Source organism: Cellulomonas xiejunii (genome assembly GCF_024508315.1).
Classification (GTDB): domain Bacteria; phylum Actinomycetota; class Actinomycetes; order Actinomycetales; family Cellulomonadaceae; genus Cellulomonas; species Cellulomonas xiejunii.
This window is the reverse complement of sequence record NZ_CP101987.1, coordinates 3,669,552-3,686,646: the sequence shown is the minus strand read 5'-3', so window position 1 is coordinate 3,686,646 and position 17,095 is coordinate 3,669,552. Positions and strand designations below refer to the sequence as shown.

General features: G+C 72.2%; 17 protein-coding genes. 10 read left to right on the top strand and 7 right to left on the bottom strand.

Annotated features, from left to right (window positions below; genetic code table 11):
• Nucleotides 1-15 precede the first annotated feature (15 nt).
• From NP048_RS16940 to NP048_RS16930, 3 genes are all read right to left on the bottom strand, one after another.
• The gene (locus NP048_RS16940) at nt 16-984 is read right to left on the bottom strand and encodes an FKBP-type peptidyl-prolyl cis-trans isomerase (protein ID WP_227575259.1); all 969 of its coding nucleotides are present in this window, start codon (nt 982-984) and stop codon (nt 16-18) included.
• Between the two features lie 133 nt (nt 985-1,117).
• Nucleotides 1,118-2,812, bottom strand: a complete 1,695-nt coding sequence (locus tag NP048_RS16935; RefSeq protein ID WP_227575260.1) for an alpha-amylase family protein — start codon at nt 2,810-2,812, stop codon at nt 1,118-1,120.
• Nucleotides 2,809-3,840: a TIGR03885 family FMN-dependent LLM class oxidoreductase gene (locus tag NP048_RS16930; RefSeq protein ID WP_227575261.1), complete on the bottom strand. Its 1,032-nt coding sequence runs from the start codon at nt 3,838-3,840 to the stop codon at nt 2,809-2,811. Before NP048_RS16930 ends, NP048_RS16935 begins: the two co-directional genes overlap by 4 nt.
• On the opposite strand from NP048_RS16930, the gene NP048_RS19420 reads away from it, so the two are divergent.
• From NP048_RS19420 to NP048_RS16915, 6 genes are all read left to right on the top strand, one after another.
• Entirely contained in the window at nt 3,813-4,673 is an 861-nt protein-coding gene (locus tag NP048_RS19420) for an RHS repeat-associated core domain-containing protein (protein ID WP_431355884.1), read from the top strand. The genes NP048_RS16930 and NP048_RS19420 overlap by 28 nt on opposite strands.
• A gap of 205 nt (nt 4,674-4,878) precedes the next feature.
• Nucleotides 4,879-5,382, top strand: coding sequence for a hypothetical protein (locus NP048_RS16925; protein ID WP_227575262.1), 504 nt, complete (start codon nt 4,879-4,881; stop codon nt 5,380-5,382).
• Nucleotides 5,383-5,401: 19 nt separating this feature from the next.
• Complete coding sequence (locus NP048_RS16920; RefSeq protein WP_227575263.1) at nt 5,402-5,767, top strand: hypothetical protein; 366 nt, start codon at nt 5,402-5,404, stop codon at nt 5,765-5,767.
• Complete coding sequence (locus NP048_RS19440) at nt 5,724-6,014, top strand: DUF8616 domain-containing protein (RefSeq protein ID WP_489146100.1); 291 nt, start codon at nt 5,724-5,726, stop codon at nt 6,012-6,014. The genes NP048_RS16920 and NP048_RS19440 overlap by 44 nt, the downstream gene beginning before the upstream one ends.
• A gap of 916 nt (nt 6,015-6,930) precedes the next feature.
• Complete coding sequence (locus NP048_RS19415; RefSeq protein ID WP_372456763.1) at nt 6,931-7,155, top strand: polymorphic toxin type 17 domain-containing protein; 225 nt, start codon at nt 6,931-6,933, stop codon at nt 7,153-7,155.
• The gene (locus NP048_RS16915; protein WP_227575264.1) at nt 7,140-7,451 is read left to right on the top strand and encodes a hypothetical protein; all 312 of its coding nucleotides are present in this window, start codon (nt 7,140-7,142) and stop codon (nt 7,449-7,451) included. Before NP048_RS19415 ends, NP048_RS16915 begins: the two co-directional genes overlap by 16 nt.
• A 222-nt stretch (nt 7,452-7,673) precedes the next feature.
• Here the strand turns inward: NP048_RS16915 and NP048_RS16910 are convergent, their stop codons facing one another.
• Both NP048_RS16910 and NP048_RS16905 read right to left on the bottom strand, forming a co-directional pair.
• Nucleotides 7,674-8,267 carry a LuxR C-terminal-related transcriptional regulator gene (locus tag NP048_RS16910; protein ID WP_372456786.1) on the bottom strand — a complete coding sequence of 198 codons (594 nt, stop codon included), beginning with the start codon at nt 8,265-8,267 and terminating at the stop codon, nt 7,674-7,676.
• A gap of 89 nt (nt 8,268-8,356) precedes the next feature.
• Nucleotides 8,357-9,595: a sensor histidine kinase gene (locus NP048_RS16905; RefSeq protein WP_227575266.1), complete on the bottom strand. Its 1,239-nt coding sequence runs from the start codon at nt 9,593-9,595 to the stop codon at nt 8,357-8,359.
• Between the two features lie 117 nt (nt 9,596-9,712).
• Between NP048_RS16905 and NP048_RS16900 the strand changes: the two genes are divergently transcribed.
• Nucleotides 9,713-10,330: a hypothetical protein gene (locus tag NP048_RS16900; RefSeq protein ID WP_227575267.1), complete on the top strand. Its 618-nt coding sequence runs from the start codon at nt 9,713-9,715 to the stop codon at nt 10,328-10,330.
• A 3-nt stretch (nt 10,331-10,333) separates the two neighbouring features.
• On the opposite strand, the gene NP048_RS16895 is transcribed toward NP048_RS16900, so the two are convergent.
• Nucleotides 10,334-11,455, bottom strand: a complete 1,122-nt coding sequence (locus NP048_RS16895; RefSeq protein ID WP_227575268.1) for a Gfo/Idh/MocA family protein — start codon at nt 11,453-11,455, stop codon at nt 10,334-10,336.
• 54 nt (nt 11,456-11,509) lie between these two features.
• A complete protein-coding gene (locus NP048_RS16890; RefSeq protein WP_227575269.1) occupies nt 11,510-14,194 on the bottom strand; it encodes a LuxR C-terminal-related transcriptional regulator in 2,685 nt (894 codons plus the stop codon).
• Between the two features lie 178 nt (nt 14,195-14,372).
• Between NP048_RS16890 and NP048_RS16885 the strand changes: the two genes are divergently transcribed.
• The 3 genes from NP048_RS16885 to NP048_RS16875 are packed head-to-tail and all read left to right on the top strand — an operon-like array spanning nt 14,373 to nt 17,038.
• Complete coding sequence (locus NP048_RS16885; RefSeq protein WP_227575270.1) at nt 14,373-15,572, top strand: VIT1/CCC1 transporter family protein; 1,200 nt, start codon at nt 14,373-14,375, stop codon at nt 15,570-15,572.
• A gap of 45 nt (nt 15,573-15,617) precedes the next feature.
• Nucleotides 15,618-16,622, top strand: a complete 1,005-nt coding sequence (locus NP048_RS16880; RefSeq protein ID WP_227575271.1) for a TIGR03557 family F420-dependent LLM class oxidoreductase — start codon at nt 15,618-15,620, stop codon at nt 16,620-16,622.
• 50 nt (nt 16,623-16,672) lie between these two features.
• Nucleotides 16,673-17,038, top strand: coding sequence for a hypothetical protein (locus NP048_RS16875; protein ID WP_227575272.1), 366 nt, complete (start codon nt 16,673-16,675; stop codon nt 17,036-17,038).
• Nucleotides 17,039-17,095: the final 57 nt, after the last annotated feature.

The following is a 17,095-nucleotide window of genomic DNA, read 5'->3' as shown; positions in this document are numbered from 1 at the left end:
ATCAGGTGGGGCGCGTCAGCTCGCGGCGAGGATGTCGACGACGAACACCAGCGTGGAGCCGGGCGGGATGCCGGGCTTCTCCTCGTCGCCGTAGCCCTTGTCGGGCGGGACGACGAGCATGACCTGGCTGCCGACCTTCTGACCGACGAGGCCCTCGTTCCAGCCGGCGATGACGCCGGCCTGGCCGACGTTCGCGACGGGGAACGGCGTGCCGCTCTCCCACGAGGAGTCGAACTGCGAGCCGTCCCAGAGCCACCCGGTGTAGTGCACGAGGGCGGTCTGGCCGGCGGCGACCTCGGGGCCGGTGCCCTCGATGAGCGGCTGCACGGTCAGGGTCGTGGGCGCGTCACCCGTGGCCGGGGTGAGCGAGGGTGCGCCGTTCTCGGCGAGGGTCACCGTGGGCAGGCCCTCGGCCGGGGCGACCGCGGTGCCGTCGGCGCGGCCGGGGCGCTTGGCCACGACCTCGGCGACCGCGACGCTCGCGGTGTCCTCACCGGACGGGAACGCGTACACGAAGCGCGTGCCCACCTTGCCGCCGACGAGGATGTCGGTCAGCACGGCGGACAGGCCCGCTGCGCTCACGACGACCTGCTCGGGTGCGCCGTTCTGCCACGACGACAGCTCCGTGGAGCCGTCCTGGCCGTTGATCCACACGGAGTGCAGGTCGACGATGTCGCCGTCGGCGATCACCTCGCCCGTGCCCTCGTCGAGCAGGCGGGCGACCGCCGCCGACACCGTGAACGGGGTGCTGGGCAGGGTGGCCGTGGGCTCGGCGCCGGGGGCGCCCTCGACGGTCACGGCCTCCAGCGCCGCGATGTCCTCGGCGGTCGGCGTGGGTGCGCCACCGGGGGTGGCGGACGCCTCGGCGGCCGGCGTGGTCGGGTCGTCGCTCGCGTCGTCGCCCGAGCAGGCGGCGAGGGCGAGGCTGAGCGCCAGCGCTGCTGCGGCGGCGCGCAGCGCGGTGCGGGGGGCAGGACGTCGCACGACAAGGTCCTCCGGATCGTGGGAGACCGCCCTGGAACGGTGGACGGACTGTGGCACGGTACGCGACGTTCCTGAGGGTTCGCTGGGACGGCCGCGGGCCGAAACGCTTCAGCAGACGGCCCGCGGCGCTACGTCACAGCAGGCGACGCGACCCGGGCTGCACGACGCGCAGCCAGCGGAAGCCGTACCCGTCGAGCTCGATGTCGACCCGGCCCTTGGCGTCCGGCGTGTTCTGCTCGTCGGCCAGCAGGTCGACGAGCCGCCAGTCCTCGTCGGTGTCCGGCAGGTGCAGCGGCACGCGCACGGCCTCGGAGCCCAGGTTGTGCAGCGCCACCATCGACGCGTCCTGCCAGGTCGAGCGGTGCGCGAGGACGCCGGGGTGCGGCTGGTCGAGGATCTCGACGCGGGTCGTCCACCCCAGCTCCGGGCACTCGCGGTACCGGCGCGCGAGCTGCTGCACGAAGTTCAGCAGCGAGTCCGGGTCGCGGCGCTGGTCGGACACGTTGACGTGCGCGGGGGAGTACGCGCCCTCCGTCACTGGCCCGGCCAGGCGCGAGGGCGCCGCAGCCGAGAACCCGCCGTTCTTGCCCGACGTCCACTGCATCGGCGTGCGGACGGCGAGCCGGCCCTCGGCGGCGAGGTTCTCGCCCATGCCGATCTCCTCGCCGTAGAACAGCACGGGCGTGCCCGGCAGGCTGAACAGCAGCGAGTAGACCATCCGCACGCGGCGCGGGTCGCCGTCGAGCATCGGGGGCAGGCGGCGGCGCAGGCCGCGGTCGAAGAGCTGGTGCTCCGGCTCCGGGCCGAACGCCTCGAAGACCTCCCGCCGCTCGTCGTCGGTGAGCTTGTCGAGCGTGAGCTCGTCGTGGTTGCGCACGAACGTCGCCCACTGCGCGTCCGACGGGATCTCCGGGCGGGACTCCAGCGTGGCGGCGATCGGGCGCGCGTCCTGCCGGGCCAGGGCCAGGTACATCTGCTGCATGAGCACGAAGTCGAACTGCAGGTTCAGCTCCTTGCCCTCGTCCTCCCCGTCGCCGGAGTGGTCCCCGAAGAACTGGCGCTGCTGGTCGTACGGCAGGTTGACCTCGCCCATGAGGATCGAGTCGCCCGTGCGCCGCGACAGGAACGCGCGCAGCTGCTGCAGGAACTCGTGCGGGTGGTCGATGTCGTCGCCCTCGGTCTTCGCCGTGTCGGCGAGGAAGAACGGCACGGCGTCCACGCGGAAGCCGTCCAGGCCCATCTGCGCCCAGTAGCCCACGGTCTTCGCGATCGCGTCGCGGACCTTCGGGTTCGCGGTGTTGAGGTCCGGCTGGTGCTTGTAGAACCGGTGCCGGTACCAGGCCTCCGCCTGCTCGTCGTACGTCCAGATGCCGTCTTCCTTGTCGGGGAAGACGACCTCCTTCGACGTGTCCGGCGGCGGATCCTCGCGCCACACGTACCAGTCGCGGTACGGGCTGTCCTTCGAGCGGCGCGCGGACTTGAACCACGGGTGCCGGTCCGACGTGTGGTTGACGACGAGGTCGGCGATGACGCGGATGCCGCGGTCGTTGGCTGTGCGGATCAGCTCGACGAGGTCGCCCGCGTCACCGAGGCGCGGGTCGACGCCGAGGTAGTCCGTGATGTCGTAGCCGTCGTCGCGGTCGGCCGTCGGGTAGAAGGGCATGAGCCACAGGCACGTCACGCCGAGCTCGGCGAGGTGGTCGATGCGCTGGACGAGCCCGGGCAGGTCGCCGATGCCGTCGTCGTTCCAGTCCATGTAGGTCTCGACGTCGAGGCAGTAGATGACGGCGGACTTCCACCACAGGTCACCGGTGTCGCGGATCCTCACGCGTGGGCCTCCTTCAGGGCGGGGAGCACGTGCTCGGCCGCCATGTCGATGAACGCCTCCAGTGACGACGACGGCTGCGTGGCCGTGTCGGCGGCGTCGGGGTGCTTGTCGTCGGACGGGACGACGTCGGTCGCGATCTGGTGCAGGTAGACGGCGTCGAAGCCGATCTCCGCGAGCTCGACGAGCCGGTCGGCGAGGCGCTGCGGGTCGTGCTCGACGAGCACCGAGCCGCGCAGCAGGTCGTCGCTGACCTTGTCGGCGATCTGGTCGAACGCCTCGGGGGTGTCCAGGTCCCACGCGACGGGCGGGCCGATCGCGTTGCCGGCCCACTGCTCGCGCGCGAGGCGCAGCGCGTCGGCGTCGGTGGTGGCGAAGGAGACGTGGACCTGCAGCGCGATCTCGCCGCGGCCGCCCGCGTCGCGGTACGCGTCGACGACCTGGCGCAGCTTGTCCTGCGGCTGGTTGACCGTGACGAGGCCGTCCGCCCAGCGGGCGTGGTTGCGGGCCGTCGCGACGGACACCGCCGGGCCGATGAGCAGCGGCTTGACGTCCGGGAGCGTCCACAGCTTGGCGCGGTCGACCTTGACGAGGCCGTCGTGCGTGACCTCCTCGCCGTCGAGGAGCGCACGGATGATCTCCACGCACTCGACCAGCCGGGCGTCACGCACCGGCTTGGGCAGCCACCCGTCGCCGGTGATGTGCTCGTTCATGTTCTCGCCCGAGCCGAGCGCGACCCAGAACCGGCCCGGGTACATCGCGGCCAGCGTCGCCGCCGCCTGCGCGATGATCGCCGGGTGGTACCGCTGGCCCGGCGCGTTCACCACGCCGAACGGCAGGCTGGTCGTCGCCAGGGCCGACCCCAGCCACGTCCAGGCGAACCCGGAGTGCCCCTGCGTCGACTGCCACGGTGCCCAGTGGTCCGAGCACATCGCGGCGTCGAAGCCGCGCTGCTCCGCCAGCTGGGTCGCCGCGAGCAACGCGGACGGGTGGACCTGCTCGTGTGAGTTGTGGAATCCGACGCGCACCATGGGCCACCTTCCTACCGGCTGGACGCTTGTCCCGCTCGGTGAAGAGGTGGGAGCGCGGCTGCCCGAGGGGTGGAGATCCCTTGACGTCGAGTCATGGACGGTCGCCGGCAACCTCGTCGAGGTCGTGGACCCGACAGGGCGATCGAGCAGGGCGACCTACGACGACGCCGGGCTGCCGCTCACCGTCACCGACGCGTCCGGCAGCACGACGACTTTCGCGTACGCCGACGGTGACCTCACGTCCGTCACGGACGCTGCCGGGCGCACCTCGAGGGTGTTCGTCGACGCCGCCGGTCGGCGGGTGGGGCCAGCACACCGCTCGGTGCGTCTCGCATCACCGAGCGGGTCTGACGTTCCATCGTGCGCGGTACTACGACGCGGGGTTGGGGCGGTTCATCTCGGAGGACCCGATCGGGTTCGCCGGTAGGTCGAACCTGTACGCGTACGGGGCGAATGCTCCGACGGTGTTCACGGACCCGACGGGGCACAACCCGATGCTGATCGGGTGTGTCGCGGGGGCGGCGTTCGACGGTGGGGCGGCGTACATCGTGGAGCGGCTGTCGGGGCGGAAGGTCAACTGGGGGACCGTCGGCGGCGCGGCGGCACTCGGGTGTGCTCTCGGAGCGCTCGGCGGGTGGGCTTTCAAGGGTGCCGCAGGAGCGGCGCGGACCTCCGGTTCCACTGATACGGTGACGGTCTTTCGAGTCGAGGGTCCCGGAAATGGTCGCATCGGTTTGATGGTGGAGGAAGCGTGTCTATCCACGGTGACAAGATGCGGTTCCTCAACTTTGGCGACGAGCTTCGCGCAAAGGAATTTCTCGCCAAACGGCTAGAGCAAGGGTTTACGCACACAGCGATCAAGAGGTTTGGCGTAACGCGCGAATACTACGAAGGACTGCTGGCGCGTGCCGTGCCAGAGAATCAGGCCCGCGGTTCTGCGGTCATAAACGTTGACGCATCAAGGACCGGCTCGTCTTTCGGTCTTCGAGCATCAGAGTTCTCCGATCTCGTGTGCGCGATCATCCCAGGGAGCGGGCGATGCTGAGTGCTGAGGAAGAGATTCGCAGGCTGGAGGGCGACCTGAGCGGCAGCCCGACACCCGAAATGCTGTTCAACGTCGCGTTCACGGCTAGCGATCCAACTGGCGTCCTTGAGCGCGTCCGTGATGCGATCCTTTCGATCGTGCACCTGTCGACCTCGGAGATCGAGGAGGAGGCTTCCCGTCCGAAGCGCCTCCCGTCGTGGCTCGTTGTGAGCTTTGCGCCGGAGCAGACTGAGGAAGAGGTCGCGAACTGGCTGGCATGGTGGCGGAGTCTGGGCAACGACGCGCGCGCTGGCGCAGAAGAGGCGAAAGGATGGACGTTACCCGACTGGCTGTACTGGATGACGCCCGGAGAGCGGGCGTGGGCCTGGTGGGACGCCGCTCTGACGTCGCCGACATCGGCGACGATTACTGTCGAGGCAGATGGTTGGCCGACGCCGATAGGCGCGCTCCGCTGGCTTATCAAAGCGGCTGGAGCGGAGGTCGTTTCCAACCCATAGTCCGCCGAGGAGGGGCCAAGTGAGCCAGTCGGTCGAGATCGCAGTACCGAACAGTCTTATCCTCCTCATGGATCCCGACACCGGCGAGATGCCAACCTCGCTCGGGAGGCGTTCTGTTGCTGCCTCTTCAACCTGTGTCGCGATCGGCACGCTCAACGAGTTCGACGGGAAGACCACGGTCCATCTCGATGAACCGTCCGAACTGCCGCGCCGTGAGAACCTCATGCTTCGTTGGGAGGGGACTGTTGGCACATCAGGGCGAATGGGGCTCGTCAACGTCTACAATGAGATCCTTCTCGAAATGCCAGCGAATGAGGCCGCAACAGTAGCTGTCTGGACGAATGATGCGGATGAGCCTGACGAGATTTGGGTGTTGGTATCGTGACGCGCCCGTGTCTGGTGCTGGAGTAGTGGCGCCGCTGGACGTGGCCAGGTTTAGGGCAGGTCAGGACATCCGACTGCTCTCCTGTCGGACGGGCTGCCCAACAGGACGCTTTGCTCAGGATCTCGCGGATGAGCTTGGCGTGAGGGTCATGGCTCCAACTACCGATATCGGCGCGAGTGCGAGTGGAAAGACGCTGACGTTCTTTGACGGGGGTGAGCAGCTGTGGTTCGACCCCCGCTCATTCTGATCGGGTACTGGGCGACCGAACCTGCGGATGGCTGGCCCAGCCCGGCGAGCTTCGTAGACACTTCTTGGGACACGGACGAGCGAGAAGTGGTTGCCGAGTACCTGAGGCGTGGGTTTGTTTCTCGCGCCTACATGGGATACTCACTCTGCCGTTTATGCGGGCGAGACAACGGCTGTCTTGAACTCAGTGATGGCATCTATGTTTGGCCCGATGGCCTCGCGCATTACGTATCGGAACACGCAGTTCGCTTGCTCCCTGTATTCGTCGAACATGTCTTGTCGATGATTGACATGCTGGAGACTTCTTCGCGCGATCAGTCCTGGTGGCGGCAGATCGCTCGCTGAGGAGTGGGTGCGCTGGGGCGTCTGGTGTCGGTGGACGTCGCTGGTCGCGGGGTGCCCGGGGGGTCGGCTTCGGGCTTCGTGGACGTGGGGGCCAATCCGGCGGTCGAGCTCGATGGTCAGGGGCAGGCCGTCGCGGGGTTGTTGTCCGGGGGGATGGATCAGTGGTTCGCCCGGACGCATGCCGGTGGGACGGACGCGGTGCTGACGGATCTGCTGGGTTCGCCGGTGGGTCTGGGTGGTGCGGACGGGTCGGTGTCGGCGCAGTGGTCGTTCGACCCGTTCGGGGTGGCCTCGGTCAGCGGTGATGCCCGTGGTGCGGATCTGGGGTTCACGGGCCGTCAGTTCGATGGTGCGGGTCTGACGTTCCATCGTGCGCGGTACCCGGATGCGCATTCGGAGCCCTCAGCGGATGGGCAATTGGCCGAGCCGCCGGCACGGCACGTGTCGGAGACGGGACGCTCGCGCAACATCTGCGCGGCTACGCTCTTGACGACACCGGCGCCGTCGGCGCCTGGTCGACATCAGCAAGAATCAAGAGCGCGGGGCTTCCCAAGCGCGGTTCTATACGCTACGTGCCGCCGACCAATCACCGAGCGGGTACGCCGTTGCCGCGAGGCCCATCCAACGGATATATTGACCGCTTCCAAAACGAGTGGGTAAAGGGCCCTTCGCGAACGTCGGGAGAGCCCTTCGAATGGGATGTCCAGCTATCCGATCGCGGCCGGACTATGATCGGCCGGCTCTCACGCGATCGATCCCACGTCAACGTGAGTCTCGGTGGATGGGTGACGCACTGATGAAAAATGACGATCCAAAGATCTTTGATGTCGTAAAAATCGTGGACACAGAGGAGTCTCGCTCCCTGGGTCTGAAGGGAACGGAGGCCGTTATCCTCGGAATCTCCGAGGATGAGGCCACAAAGGAAAAGTGGTTTGCTTTACGATTGGGGCCAGACCTGCCTACGGTGATGATCTCGTCATCAAGTGTGGAGAGGACCGGCCGTTCGGTTTCTCGGGACTCGATCTATCCGGGGAATACGATCCGCGTCTCGCGGACGGGCGAGGTCCTCCGTGACACCCAAGACGGTCGGTGACAACGCTGGTGGCAGGGTCGCCGTGTCTCTCGCGTCATGAGCTGGGTCGTCCGGCCCGGGCGCGGAGCGAGACCGCGCCGCGCGCGGGTGCTTTGAGCGCATGCGCGGGATCGACGTCCATCTTGGAGACCGACCGGCCACGCCGCCTCCGAGCGAACGTCGTCAGGCAGGGACAGCGCTCGTGATCGTCTGACGTCGTTCTGCCACGGCAGTGCCTGATGGTCAGCCCGGTCCGCGGACGTCCCGCGCCAGCACCCCCGCCTGCAGCCGCGTCCGCACGCCCAGCTTGGCGAGCACGTGGCTGACGTGCGACTTCACCGTCGTCTCCGACACCACGAGCCGGACCGCGATGTCGGCGTTGGACAGCCCGTCGCCCAACGCGTCGAGGACGTCGCGCTCGCGCGCGGTCAGGCTCGCGAGTCGGTCGTCGGCCGGGGCGGGCGCAGCGGCGGGGACGTGAAACGCGACCGCGTCGAGCAGGCGGCGCGTGACCTCGGGCGCGAGGACGCCCTCGCCGGCGGCCACCCGGCACACGGCGTCGACGAGCTCGTGCGCGCCGACGGTCTTGAGCAGGAACCCGGCGGCCCCCGCCCGCACCATGCCGAGCACGTACTCGTCGAGGTCGAACGTCGTCAGCGCCACGACCTCGGCCAGCCGCTCACCGACGATCGCGGCCGTCGCGGCGATGCCGTCCGTCCCCGGCATCCGCACGTCCATGAGCACGACGTCGGGGCGCAGCGCGCGCGCCTGCCGCACGGCGACGTCACCGTCAGCGGCCTCCCCGACGACCTCGACCCGACCCGACTGCTCGAGCATGATCCGCAGCCCGGCGCGGATCGCCGCGTGGTCGTCGGCCAGCAGCACCCGGACCGGGGTGGTGGCGGCGGTGGTCCCGTTCGGCTCCGTCAACGTGTCTCGTCTCCTGGTCGCAGGGGGAGGCGGGCGTGCACACGCCACGTCGCCCCGGTGGGTGCCGCCGTCAGGGTCCCGCCCAGGGCGGTCGCGCGCTCGCGCATCGTTCCCAGGCCCGTGGACGACGTCAGCGCGGGGTCGACGGGGGCGGCGTCCGTGCGCAGCCCGTTCTCGACGACGACGTCGAGGGTGTCCCCGTCGGCGGTGAACCGGACCGAGGCGCGCCCCGAGCCGTGCTTGTGCGCGTTGGTCGCCGCCTCCTGCAGGATGCGGAACGCCGCGTGGTCCACCGCGGCGGACAGCCCGGCGGGCACGTCCCCGACGACGTCCACGTCGAGGTCGGTGACCCGCGCGAGACCCGCCGGGGCCGTCGTCGCATCGGCGTCCGCACCCTCGCGCAGCACCAGGATCATCGACCGCATCTCGCCCAGCGCGTCGAGCGACCCGGCGCGTGCGGCGGCCAGAGCCGCGCGGTCCCGCGACTCGTCGGGCGGGGCGGCGAGCGCGGCCTCGGCGTGGATGGCGACGGCCGACAGGTGCCCCGCGACGACGTCGTGCAGGTCACGGGCCATGCGGGCGCGCTCGTCCTGCACCGCCCGGTCCCGGTCGAGCGCGGCGATGCGGGCGACGTCGTCGGCGTGGGCGCGCGCCAGGTCGGCCCGCGCCCGCTCGGCGTCGGCGCGGCGGGACTGCTCGGCCGCCAGCAGCTCGGAGCGGCGCACGTCCGAGCCCCACCACCACGGCGGCAGCAGCAGCGACCCGGCGACGAGCGTGAGCTGGGCGACGTCCCGCGCCGAGAGCCCGGCGACGACCGTGGTGACGAGGACCGCGAGCACGAGAGTCACCAGCACCCCGAGCACGACCGCCCGGGCGCGCGGTGCCGCGGCCCGCGCGACCGTGAACAGCGCGTCGAACAGCACGAGGTACATGCCCAGGCTGCCGCCGAGCACCACGTCCGCGGCCACCAGCAGCGTGACGACCACGAGGACCAGCACCGGCCGCCGCCGCTTGAGCAGCAGCGCGGTCGTCCCGAGCAACAGGATGCCCACCTGCCACGGCCGCGTGCCGCCCGGCACGTCGACGTACGGCTCGTCCGCGCCGATCATCCGCAGGTCGAGCGCGAGCAGCACCAATCCCACGACGAGCAGCGCCACCGAGTACGCGCGGTCCGCCGCCGGCCCGCGCGGCGGCGTGCGCACCCACCGCGCGAGGGCGGCGAGGCGTGTGGTCATGGACCCATCCCAGCACGTCCGTGACCTGCGGCTCTCGTCCGGACGGAGGAGACGGTGCGCGCGGGTCGGTCCGTCCGCCGGACGCGCGCGCACCTGTGCACGCGGCACCGTCAGGGCATGGAGATCATCGAGTGGGTCCGTGACCACCCCGTCGCCGCGCTGGTGATCGCGTGCGAGGTCGCGTTCTGGGTGTTCCTCGCGGCGGCCGTCGTCGCGCGCTACGTCTTCCGCCGCCGTCGGCTGTCCACCGTCCTGCTGCTGTGCGAGCCGCTCATCGAGGTCGTGCTGCTGGTCGCGACCGTCACGGACCTGCTGCGCGGCGCCGAGGCGACGTGGACGCACGGCCTGGCGGCCCTATACCTGGGCTTCACCGTCGGCTTCGGCCGGTACACCGTGCACAAGGTGGACGGGTGGGTCGCCTGGCGGTTCTTCGACGGGCCCCGCCCGCCGCGCGTGCCGTCGGGTGGTCGCGCCAAGGTCGTGCACGAGTGGCGGCTGTGGCTGCGGGTGCTCCTCGCGTGGGTCGTCGCGGTCGCCGTGCTCGGCGTGCTGCTGCTCATCGCCGACGACCCCGCGCAGCGCGAGATCCTGCTCGGCTGGGCTGGACGGGCGACGCTCGTCATGGGCATCTGGTTCGTCGCCGGGCCCGTGTGGCAGGTGTTCGCGGACGCGGCGGACGGCGACGACGACGAGGTTCCGGCGGACGCGGGCCAGGTCACGGACCGCACGTCCTGAGGGTCACACGGCGTCGGCCCAGGCCTCCGCGGACGTCGTCACCGGGTCGCCCGTGCGGGCCGACTCCTCGATTGCCAGGCCGAGCAGGTGGTCCTGGCAGCCGTCGGCCAGCGGGTACGGCGGCGGCGCGTCGCCGCGCAGCCACGCGCCGGTGTCGTCGAGCAGGTGTGCGACTGCCAGGTCGTCGTCGGCCAGCCGCGCACCGGCGAAGGGGTTGCGGTACAGCACGCGCCCGTCCACCGACAGGTGCTCGAGGTCGAAGCCGTCCAGGTTCTGCTCGATGCCGGCCTGCCGCCGCACGATCGACGACGTCAGCACCGTCCGCTCGTCGACCCACCGCGTGACCGCGTCGTCGACGATCTCGCCGTGCGACCCGCGCACCACGACCCGGTTGGTGCGCAGCGGGTTGTACCACTGGTTGTCCGTGAAGTCGTAGAGGATCGTGCGGCCGTCACCCAGGTCGAGCGTCGCGAGGATCGAGCGCACCGGCTCCGGTGACGTCGCGCCCGTCCACCCGTCGCGCCCCACCGGCTCCAGCAGCGGCGCCGTGAACGCCTGCGCGCGCACCGTCACCGGCCCGCGTCCGACGCCCAGCAGGTACCGGCCCAGACCGACCGCGTGGTACAGGTGCGTCGAGGAGATCTGGACGCTCGTCGGCTCGCCGATCGTCCCCGCCGCGACGACCGCACGCCGGGCCCGGTGCGCGGGCATCGACGGCGAGTGCTCCGCGACCTGCACGAGCCCGGTCGCGCCCACGTCGGACCACAGGGCGCGCAGCCCGGCGACGTCGGGTGCCGGCGGCGTCTCGGCGAGCACCGGGACGGCCGCGTCCACGACCTCCCGCACCACGTCCGGGGTGACGGGCCACGGCGTCGCGACCACGACGACCTCCGGCCGGTCGGGCGCGGCACCCGCACCCGGCAGCGCGCCGGTGACCAGCTCCTCGACCGTGCGCACCGTCGGCACACCCCAGTGCGCCTCGACCCACGCCCCGCGCTCGGCCGTGCGCGTCACGACGCCCACGCACCGGAACCGGTCCGGCATCAGCCGTGCGACCCGCACGAAGAACTCGGCGCGCCACCCGGACCCCACGACCCCGAAGCGGGTCGGCTGCTGCTGCACCACACGGACCTCCTCGTCGGCGTCGACCCTAGCCGCGCCGCGCGCCGCACCGGTGGCTCAACGCGGCGGCTCCTGCGGCCTGAGGATCCCCAGCTCGTGCGCCCGGCGCAGCGCGGCCTCGCGGTCGTGCACGCCCAGCTTCGCGTAGATGCTCAGCACCTGCTTGCGCACGGTGTTGACGGACACCGTCAGCGCCTCGGCGACGTCCCGGGTCGTGTCGTGCTCGTCGAGCATCGTCAGGACCGTCCGCTCGCGCGGGGTCAGCGGGACCAGCGGGGCAGGGTCCGGGATGACGCGACCCGTGGCGGTCAGCCGGGCCAGCTCGTCGTCGTCGAACCGCAGGCCGGACAGCTCGCAGAGCGTGTCGCGGACCTCCGGTGGCAGGTGGGCGAAGCTCCGCAGGGCACCCTGCTCGTCGGCGAGGCGGCGCGCCGTGCGGAACGCCCGGGTGGCGAGCGCCGGCTGCCGCACCTCGTGAGCCGCCCAGGCCTCGAGCACCAGCAGGTCGGTGCGGTCCGCCAGGTTGACCCGGCGGCGGCGGCCACCCACCACCGCGGCACGCAGCGCCGCGTGCGGGTCACCGGTCAGCAGGTGCCAGCGGGCGCGCGGGACGTCGCTCCAGGAGCCCACGACGTCGGACTCGGCCAGGAGGTCCGCGACACGGTGGTACTCCCCGAGCGCGAGCAGCAGCTCCGCGCGCATCCGCAGGACGTCCTTGCGCACCGTGTCGGCGTGCTCCAGCCAGGCGTGCCGGGTCCGCTCGATCTGCTCGAGCTGGGCCAGCCCGCCCTCGGCGTCGCCGTACAGCACGGCCCGGCGCACCCGCGCACGCATGACGAAGGGCCAGGTCACGTCGGGTGCCCGCACGTCCACGTCGAGCCGGGACAGCGCGGTGTCAGCGGCGGCGAGGTCGAGCCGGCCGGTCGCGACCAAGGCCTCCGCCACGTCGGCGGCGCTGTCGCGCACGATCTCCTCCCACTCCGGGTCGAGCGTCTCCGCGTGCCGCACGAGCCACCGCTGCGCATCGACGAGCATCCCGTCGACGGAGTGCACGAGCGCGACGTGCCCGGCCGCGGACGCCCGCACGTCGGGCGCGCGGTACGGGTCCGCGAGCTCGTACGCGCGCACGGGCATCTCGAGGGCGGCGCCCAGGTCGCCCTCGAGCAGCGCCGTGCGGCCCGCCTGCACGAGGAACCACCAGTACGACCGCCCGACCGTGCCGCCGCGGACACCCGCCCGGGCGGCCGCGACCTCCGTGTCCCGCACGATGGTCATCGACCGCCGCAGGTCGCCCTGCGCGCGCGCCGCCACCAGCGCGGCCGCGGCACCCGTCCACCGGCCCGCGGCGGTCCGGCTGCGCCAGGCGCCGTCGAGCGCGAGCCTGCCGAGCTGCGTCATGAGCCCCAGGACCAGCTCGCGCGCGTCGGACGGCTCCTCGCGGTTGCGGCGCGCCGTCGCGCGCGCCATCGCGAGCACGGTGGAGGTGCTGGCGACCTCGTCGGGGATGGCCGCGTACACGGCGTCGACGCCCGGGCCGCCGGTGGCGACCAGGTACGTGCCGAAGTCCAGCCAGCACGTCTCCAGCAGCGTCCAGTCACGGGCCCGGGCGGCGTGCTCGACGGCACGTCGCGGGTCCGGGGGGTGGGCACGCAGCGCGGCACGGCACAGGGTGCGGTGCACCGTGACCGCGAGCTCGGGGTCACGCCGCTCGAGCTCCCGGCGCAGGACCTCCTGGAGCAGCGCCGGCGTGCGCCAACGGGTGGGGACGGTCGCGGCCCCGACCTCGCGGAGGCGCACCAGCACACCGACGGCCTCCAGCCGGAGGAGCACGTCGACGGGGACGTCCCCGGGCGCCTCGATGCCGGCGACGCCGAGCACCACGCGCACCGTCTCGGGCGTCGGGTCACCGGCGGTGGCAACGAGCATCGCGATCCGCAGGAGGTCCGCGTCGCCGACGGACGGCAGGGTCACGTCCCGCGCGAAGGCGTAGGCGGACGCGGTCGCGAGCTGGTCGTCGTCGGGCCGGGTGTCGTCGAGGACCACGCGCGCGAGCCCCGCCCAGCCGCCGACGAGCGTCATCAGGTACTCCAGGCGTGCGTCGTCGACCTCGTGGCCCCAGGACGCGGCAGCGGCGCGCAGCTCCTCGGCAGTGAACGTCAGGTCGCGCGCGTTGAGGGCCACCAGGGGCAGCGGGCGCCCGACGGCCGTGAGCACGGGGTGCTGCGGGCCGCTCGGGAGCAGCGGGTACCGGGGGCCGGTGACGAGCACCACGCGCAGCGCGGGTGACGACGCGACCAGCTCGGCCAGGGTCGTCACCGCGTCCGGGTCGTCCAGCTCGTCCGCGTCGTCCAGCACGAGGAGCACGGGCGCGGCGACCGCGTCGATCGCCGCCGCCAGCGACCGGGGCGACGCCCCGTCGACGACCTCGACGCCGTGCGCTCGCAGCCCCGCCGTGAGGGCGTCACGCACGACCACCCACGGGTCGTCGTCCCACGGTCGGGCCGTCCACGCGACCAGGTGACCAGCGGCGCGCTGGGCGTCGGCCCACTGCGAGACCAGCGTGGTGCGTCCGTAGCCGCTCGCGGCGCGCACGACCGCCACCCTCTCGATGCGGTCCAGACGCGCCAGCAGGCGTGGGCGTACCACGGCGCTCGCGGACGTCCGCGGGTGCGTCTGCGCCGACGCCCCCACCGCCCCCGTGCTGCGCGCAGGACCCCCCGGCGCCGGCACCTCGGTCGTCATCCACGTCATTATCAGGGGATTGGTGTCGTCGTGCTCACCTGTCCAGGGTGAAGCCGCGCGGTTCGGTGCGCCGGAACGCGTGGTTGCGGGCCGCGGCACTCCCGCACGGGCCGTCCTCGCAACCCGCGCGGGCCCGCTAGCGTGCCGCTGCACCCCGTCACGACGTCCCTGGAGTCCGATGTCCCAGCCCTCTGCCGCACCCGGCGGCCCGGACGGGCGCCGGCGTCCCTCGCCGGCGGCGCTGCGCCGCTGGCGCCGCAACCTGGCCGACGAGCGTGCCGAGGCCGCCGTCTACCGGGACCTCGCGTCGCGTCGTACGGGTGAGGAGCGCGAGATCCTGCTCGCGCTCGCCGAGGCGGAGCGCCGCCACGAGGCGCACTGGCTCGACCTGCTCGGCGACGACGTCGGGCGCCCGGTGCGCGGCGACTGGCGCACACGGGTGCTCGGGTGGCTGGCGCGCCGGTTCGGCTCCGTGTGGGTGTACGCGCTCGCGCAGCGGGCCGAGGCGCGGTCGGTGTACGCGCAGGACGCCGAGGCGACCCCGCGCATGGCCGCCGACGAGCAGATCCACGAGGAGGTGGTCCGCGGCCTGGCGATGCGCGGGCGCCAGCAGATCTCGGGCACGTTCCGCGCCGCGGTCTTCGGGGCGAACGACGGGCTGGTCTCCAACCTGGCGCTCGTCCTGGGGATCGGCGCGAGCGGCGTCGCGACCGGGACCGTGCTGCTCACGGGCCTGGCCGGCCTGCTCGCCGGTGCGTTGTCCATGGCCGCCGGGGAGTACGTGTCCGTGCGCTCGCAGCGCGAGCTGCTCGAGGCGTCCCGGCCCGACGCCGATGCGGCCACGGCGCTCGCGCACCTCGACGTCGCCGCCAACGAGCTCGCGCTCGTCTACCGCGCGCGGGGCATGAGCGCGGCCGACGCGCACGCCCGCGCCGACGTCGTCCTCGCGTCGCTCGCGCAGTACGAGGCGCAGCAGGCGGTCGACGCGTCGCTCCTGCGCACGACCACCGCGCTGCCCCCCGGGGACGCCGACGAGGACGGCCCGGCCGCCGGGGCCCCGCCCGCGCCGCCCGCGCCCGAGCGTGACGAGCACGAGTCCGTGGGCACCGCATGGGGTGCGGCGATGGCGAGCTTCTGCTTCTTCGCGTCCGGCGCCCTGATCCCCGTCGTGCCGTACCTGCTCGGGGCGTCGGGCACGGCTGCCGTCGCGTGGTCCGCCGGCCTGGTGGGCGTCGCGCTGCTCGGCACGGGGTCCGTCGTGGGGCTGCTGTCCGGGGCGTCGCCGGTGCGGCGGGCGCTGCGGCAGCTCGCCATCGGGTACGGCGCCGCGGCCGTCACGTACCTCCTGGGCCTCGCCTTCGGGGCGTCGACCCTCTGACGTCTTCCGGATGCCGGATCCGCCGGCTCGGGTGAGGCTCGGAGGGTGACGCGATTCGGGTACACCCTCATGACCGAGCAGTCCGGCCCGCGCGAGCTCGTCGGGTACGCGCAGCAGGCGGACCGGCTGGGCTTCGACTTCGCCGTGTCGTCGGACCACTTCTTCCCGTGGCTCGAGGAGCAGGGCCACTCGCCGTACGCGTGGAGCGTGCTCGGGGCCGTCGCACAGGCCACGGAGCACCTCCAGCTCATGACGTACGTGACGTGCCCGACCATCCGGTACCACCCGGCGGTCGTCGCGCAGAAGGCCGCGACCATGGGGCTGCTGTCGCAGAACCGCTTCATGCTCGGGGTCGGTGCGGGCGAGAACCTCAACGAGCACGTCGTCGGTGAGCGCTGGCCCGCGGTGGGAGAGCGGCACGACATGCTCGAGGAGGCGCTGGAGATCATCCACCAGCTGCTCACGGGGGACCGGGTCACCTACGACGGCGCGCACTTCCGCGTCGACTCGGCGCGGCTGTGGGACGTGCCGGAGGTGCCCGTGCCGATCGGGGTCGCGGTGTCCGGTGCGCAGTCGGTGTCGCGCTTCTCCGCGCTCGCGGACCACCTGATCGCCGTCGAGCCGGACGCGGACCTGGTGCGGCGCTGGGACGAGGCGCGCGAAGGTCTGGAGCCGACGATCAAGGTGATCGGGCCGTCGCGCAAGATCGGCCAGATCCCCATCTCCTGGGGGCCGGACCGCGACGAGGCCGTCGCCCGGGCCCACGAGCAGTTCCGGTGGTTCGGCGGCGGCTGGAAGGTCAACGCCGACCTGCCCACCACCGAGTCGTTCGCCGCCGCGAGCCAGTTCGTCCGGCCCGAGGACGTCGCGGAGTCGATCCCGTGCGGCCCGGACCTCGACGCGATCGTCCAGGCCGTGAGCGCGTACTGGGAGGCCGGGTTCACGGACGTCGCGGTCGTGCAGGTGGGCGACGCGCTGCAGCAGCGCTTCCTCGACGAGGCCGCCGGGCCGCTGCTGGAGCGGCTGCGGGCGGCGGCGCCGAGCGACTGAGCGGCGCAGGAGTACCGGCAGGACGGACGACGACACGAGGAGGAGCGAGCATGGCTGTGACTGCCTTCCAGGACCTCGACCTCGCCGACCGCGACCGCGAGTGGGACGGCGCGGCGGCCGAACGACGTGTGCGGAAGTGGGCCGACGCGCAGGACGAGCCCAACGAGCGGTACCGCGACGCGCACGTCTGGTACGACGCGGAGAAGAAGGACAACTTCACGGCGTACAAGCTGCTGATCGCGGACGTGGTGGACGGTGACCTCGTCGCGGTGCCGCGCGGGGTGTTCGCCGCCGCCGCCGTCATGCAGGGCTCGCGCGGGGGCGTCGACCTGCCCGACAAGGACCGTGCCCGCGTGCGCAGCCACCTCGCCAAGTACTACGCGAAGCTCGACGAGACGCCGCCCTGGGAGGACTGACCCGGCCAGGCGCACCGCCTCCGCGACACCTTCACGCACCCACCGCACGACGAGCCA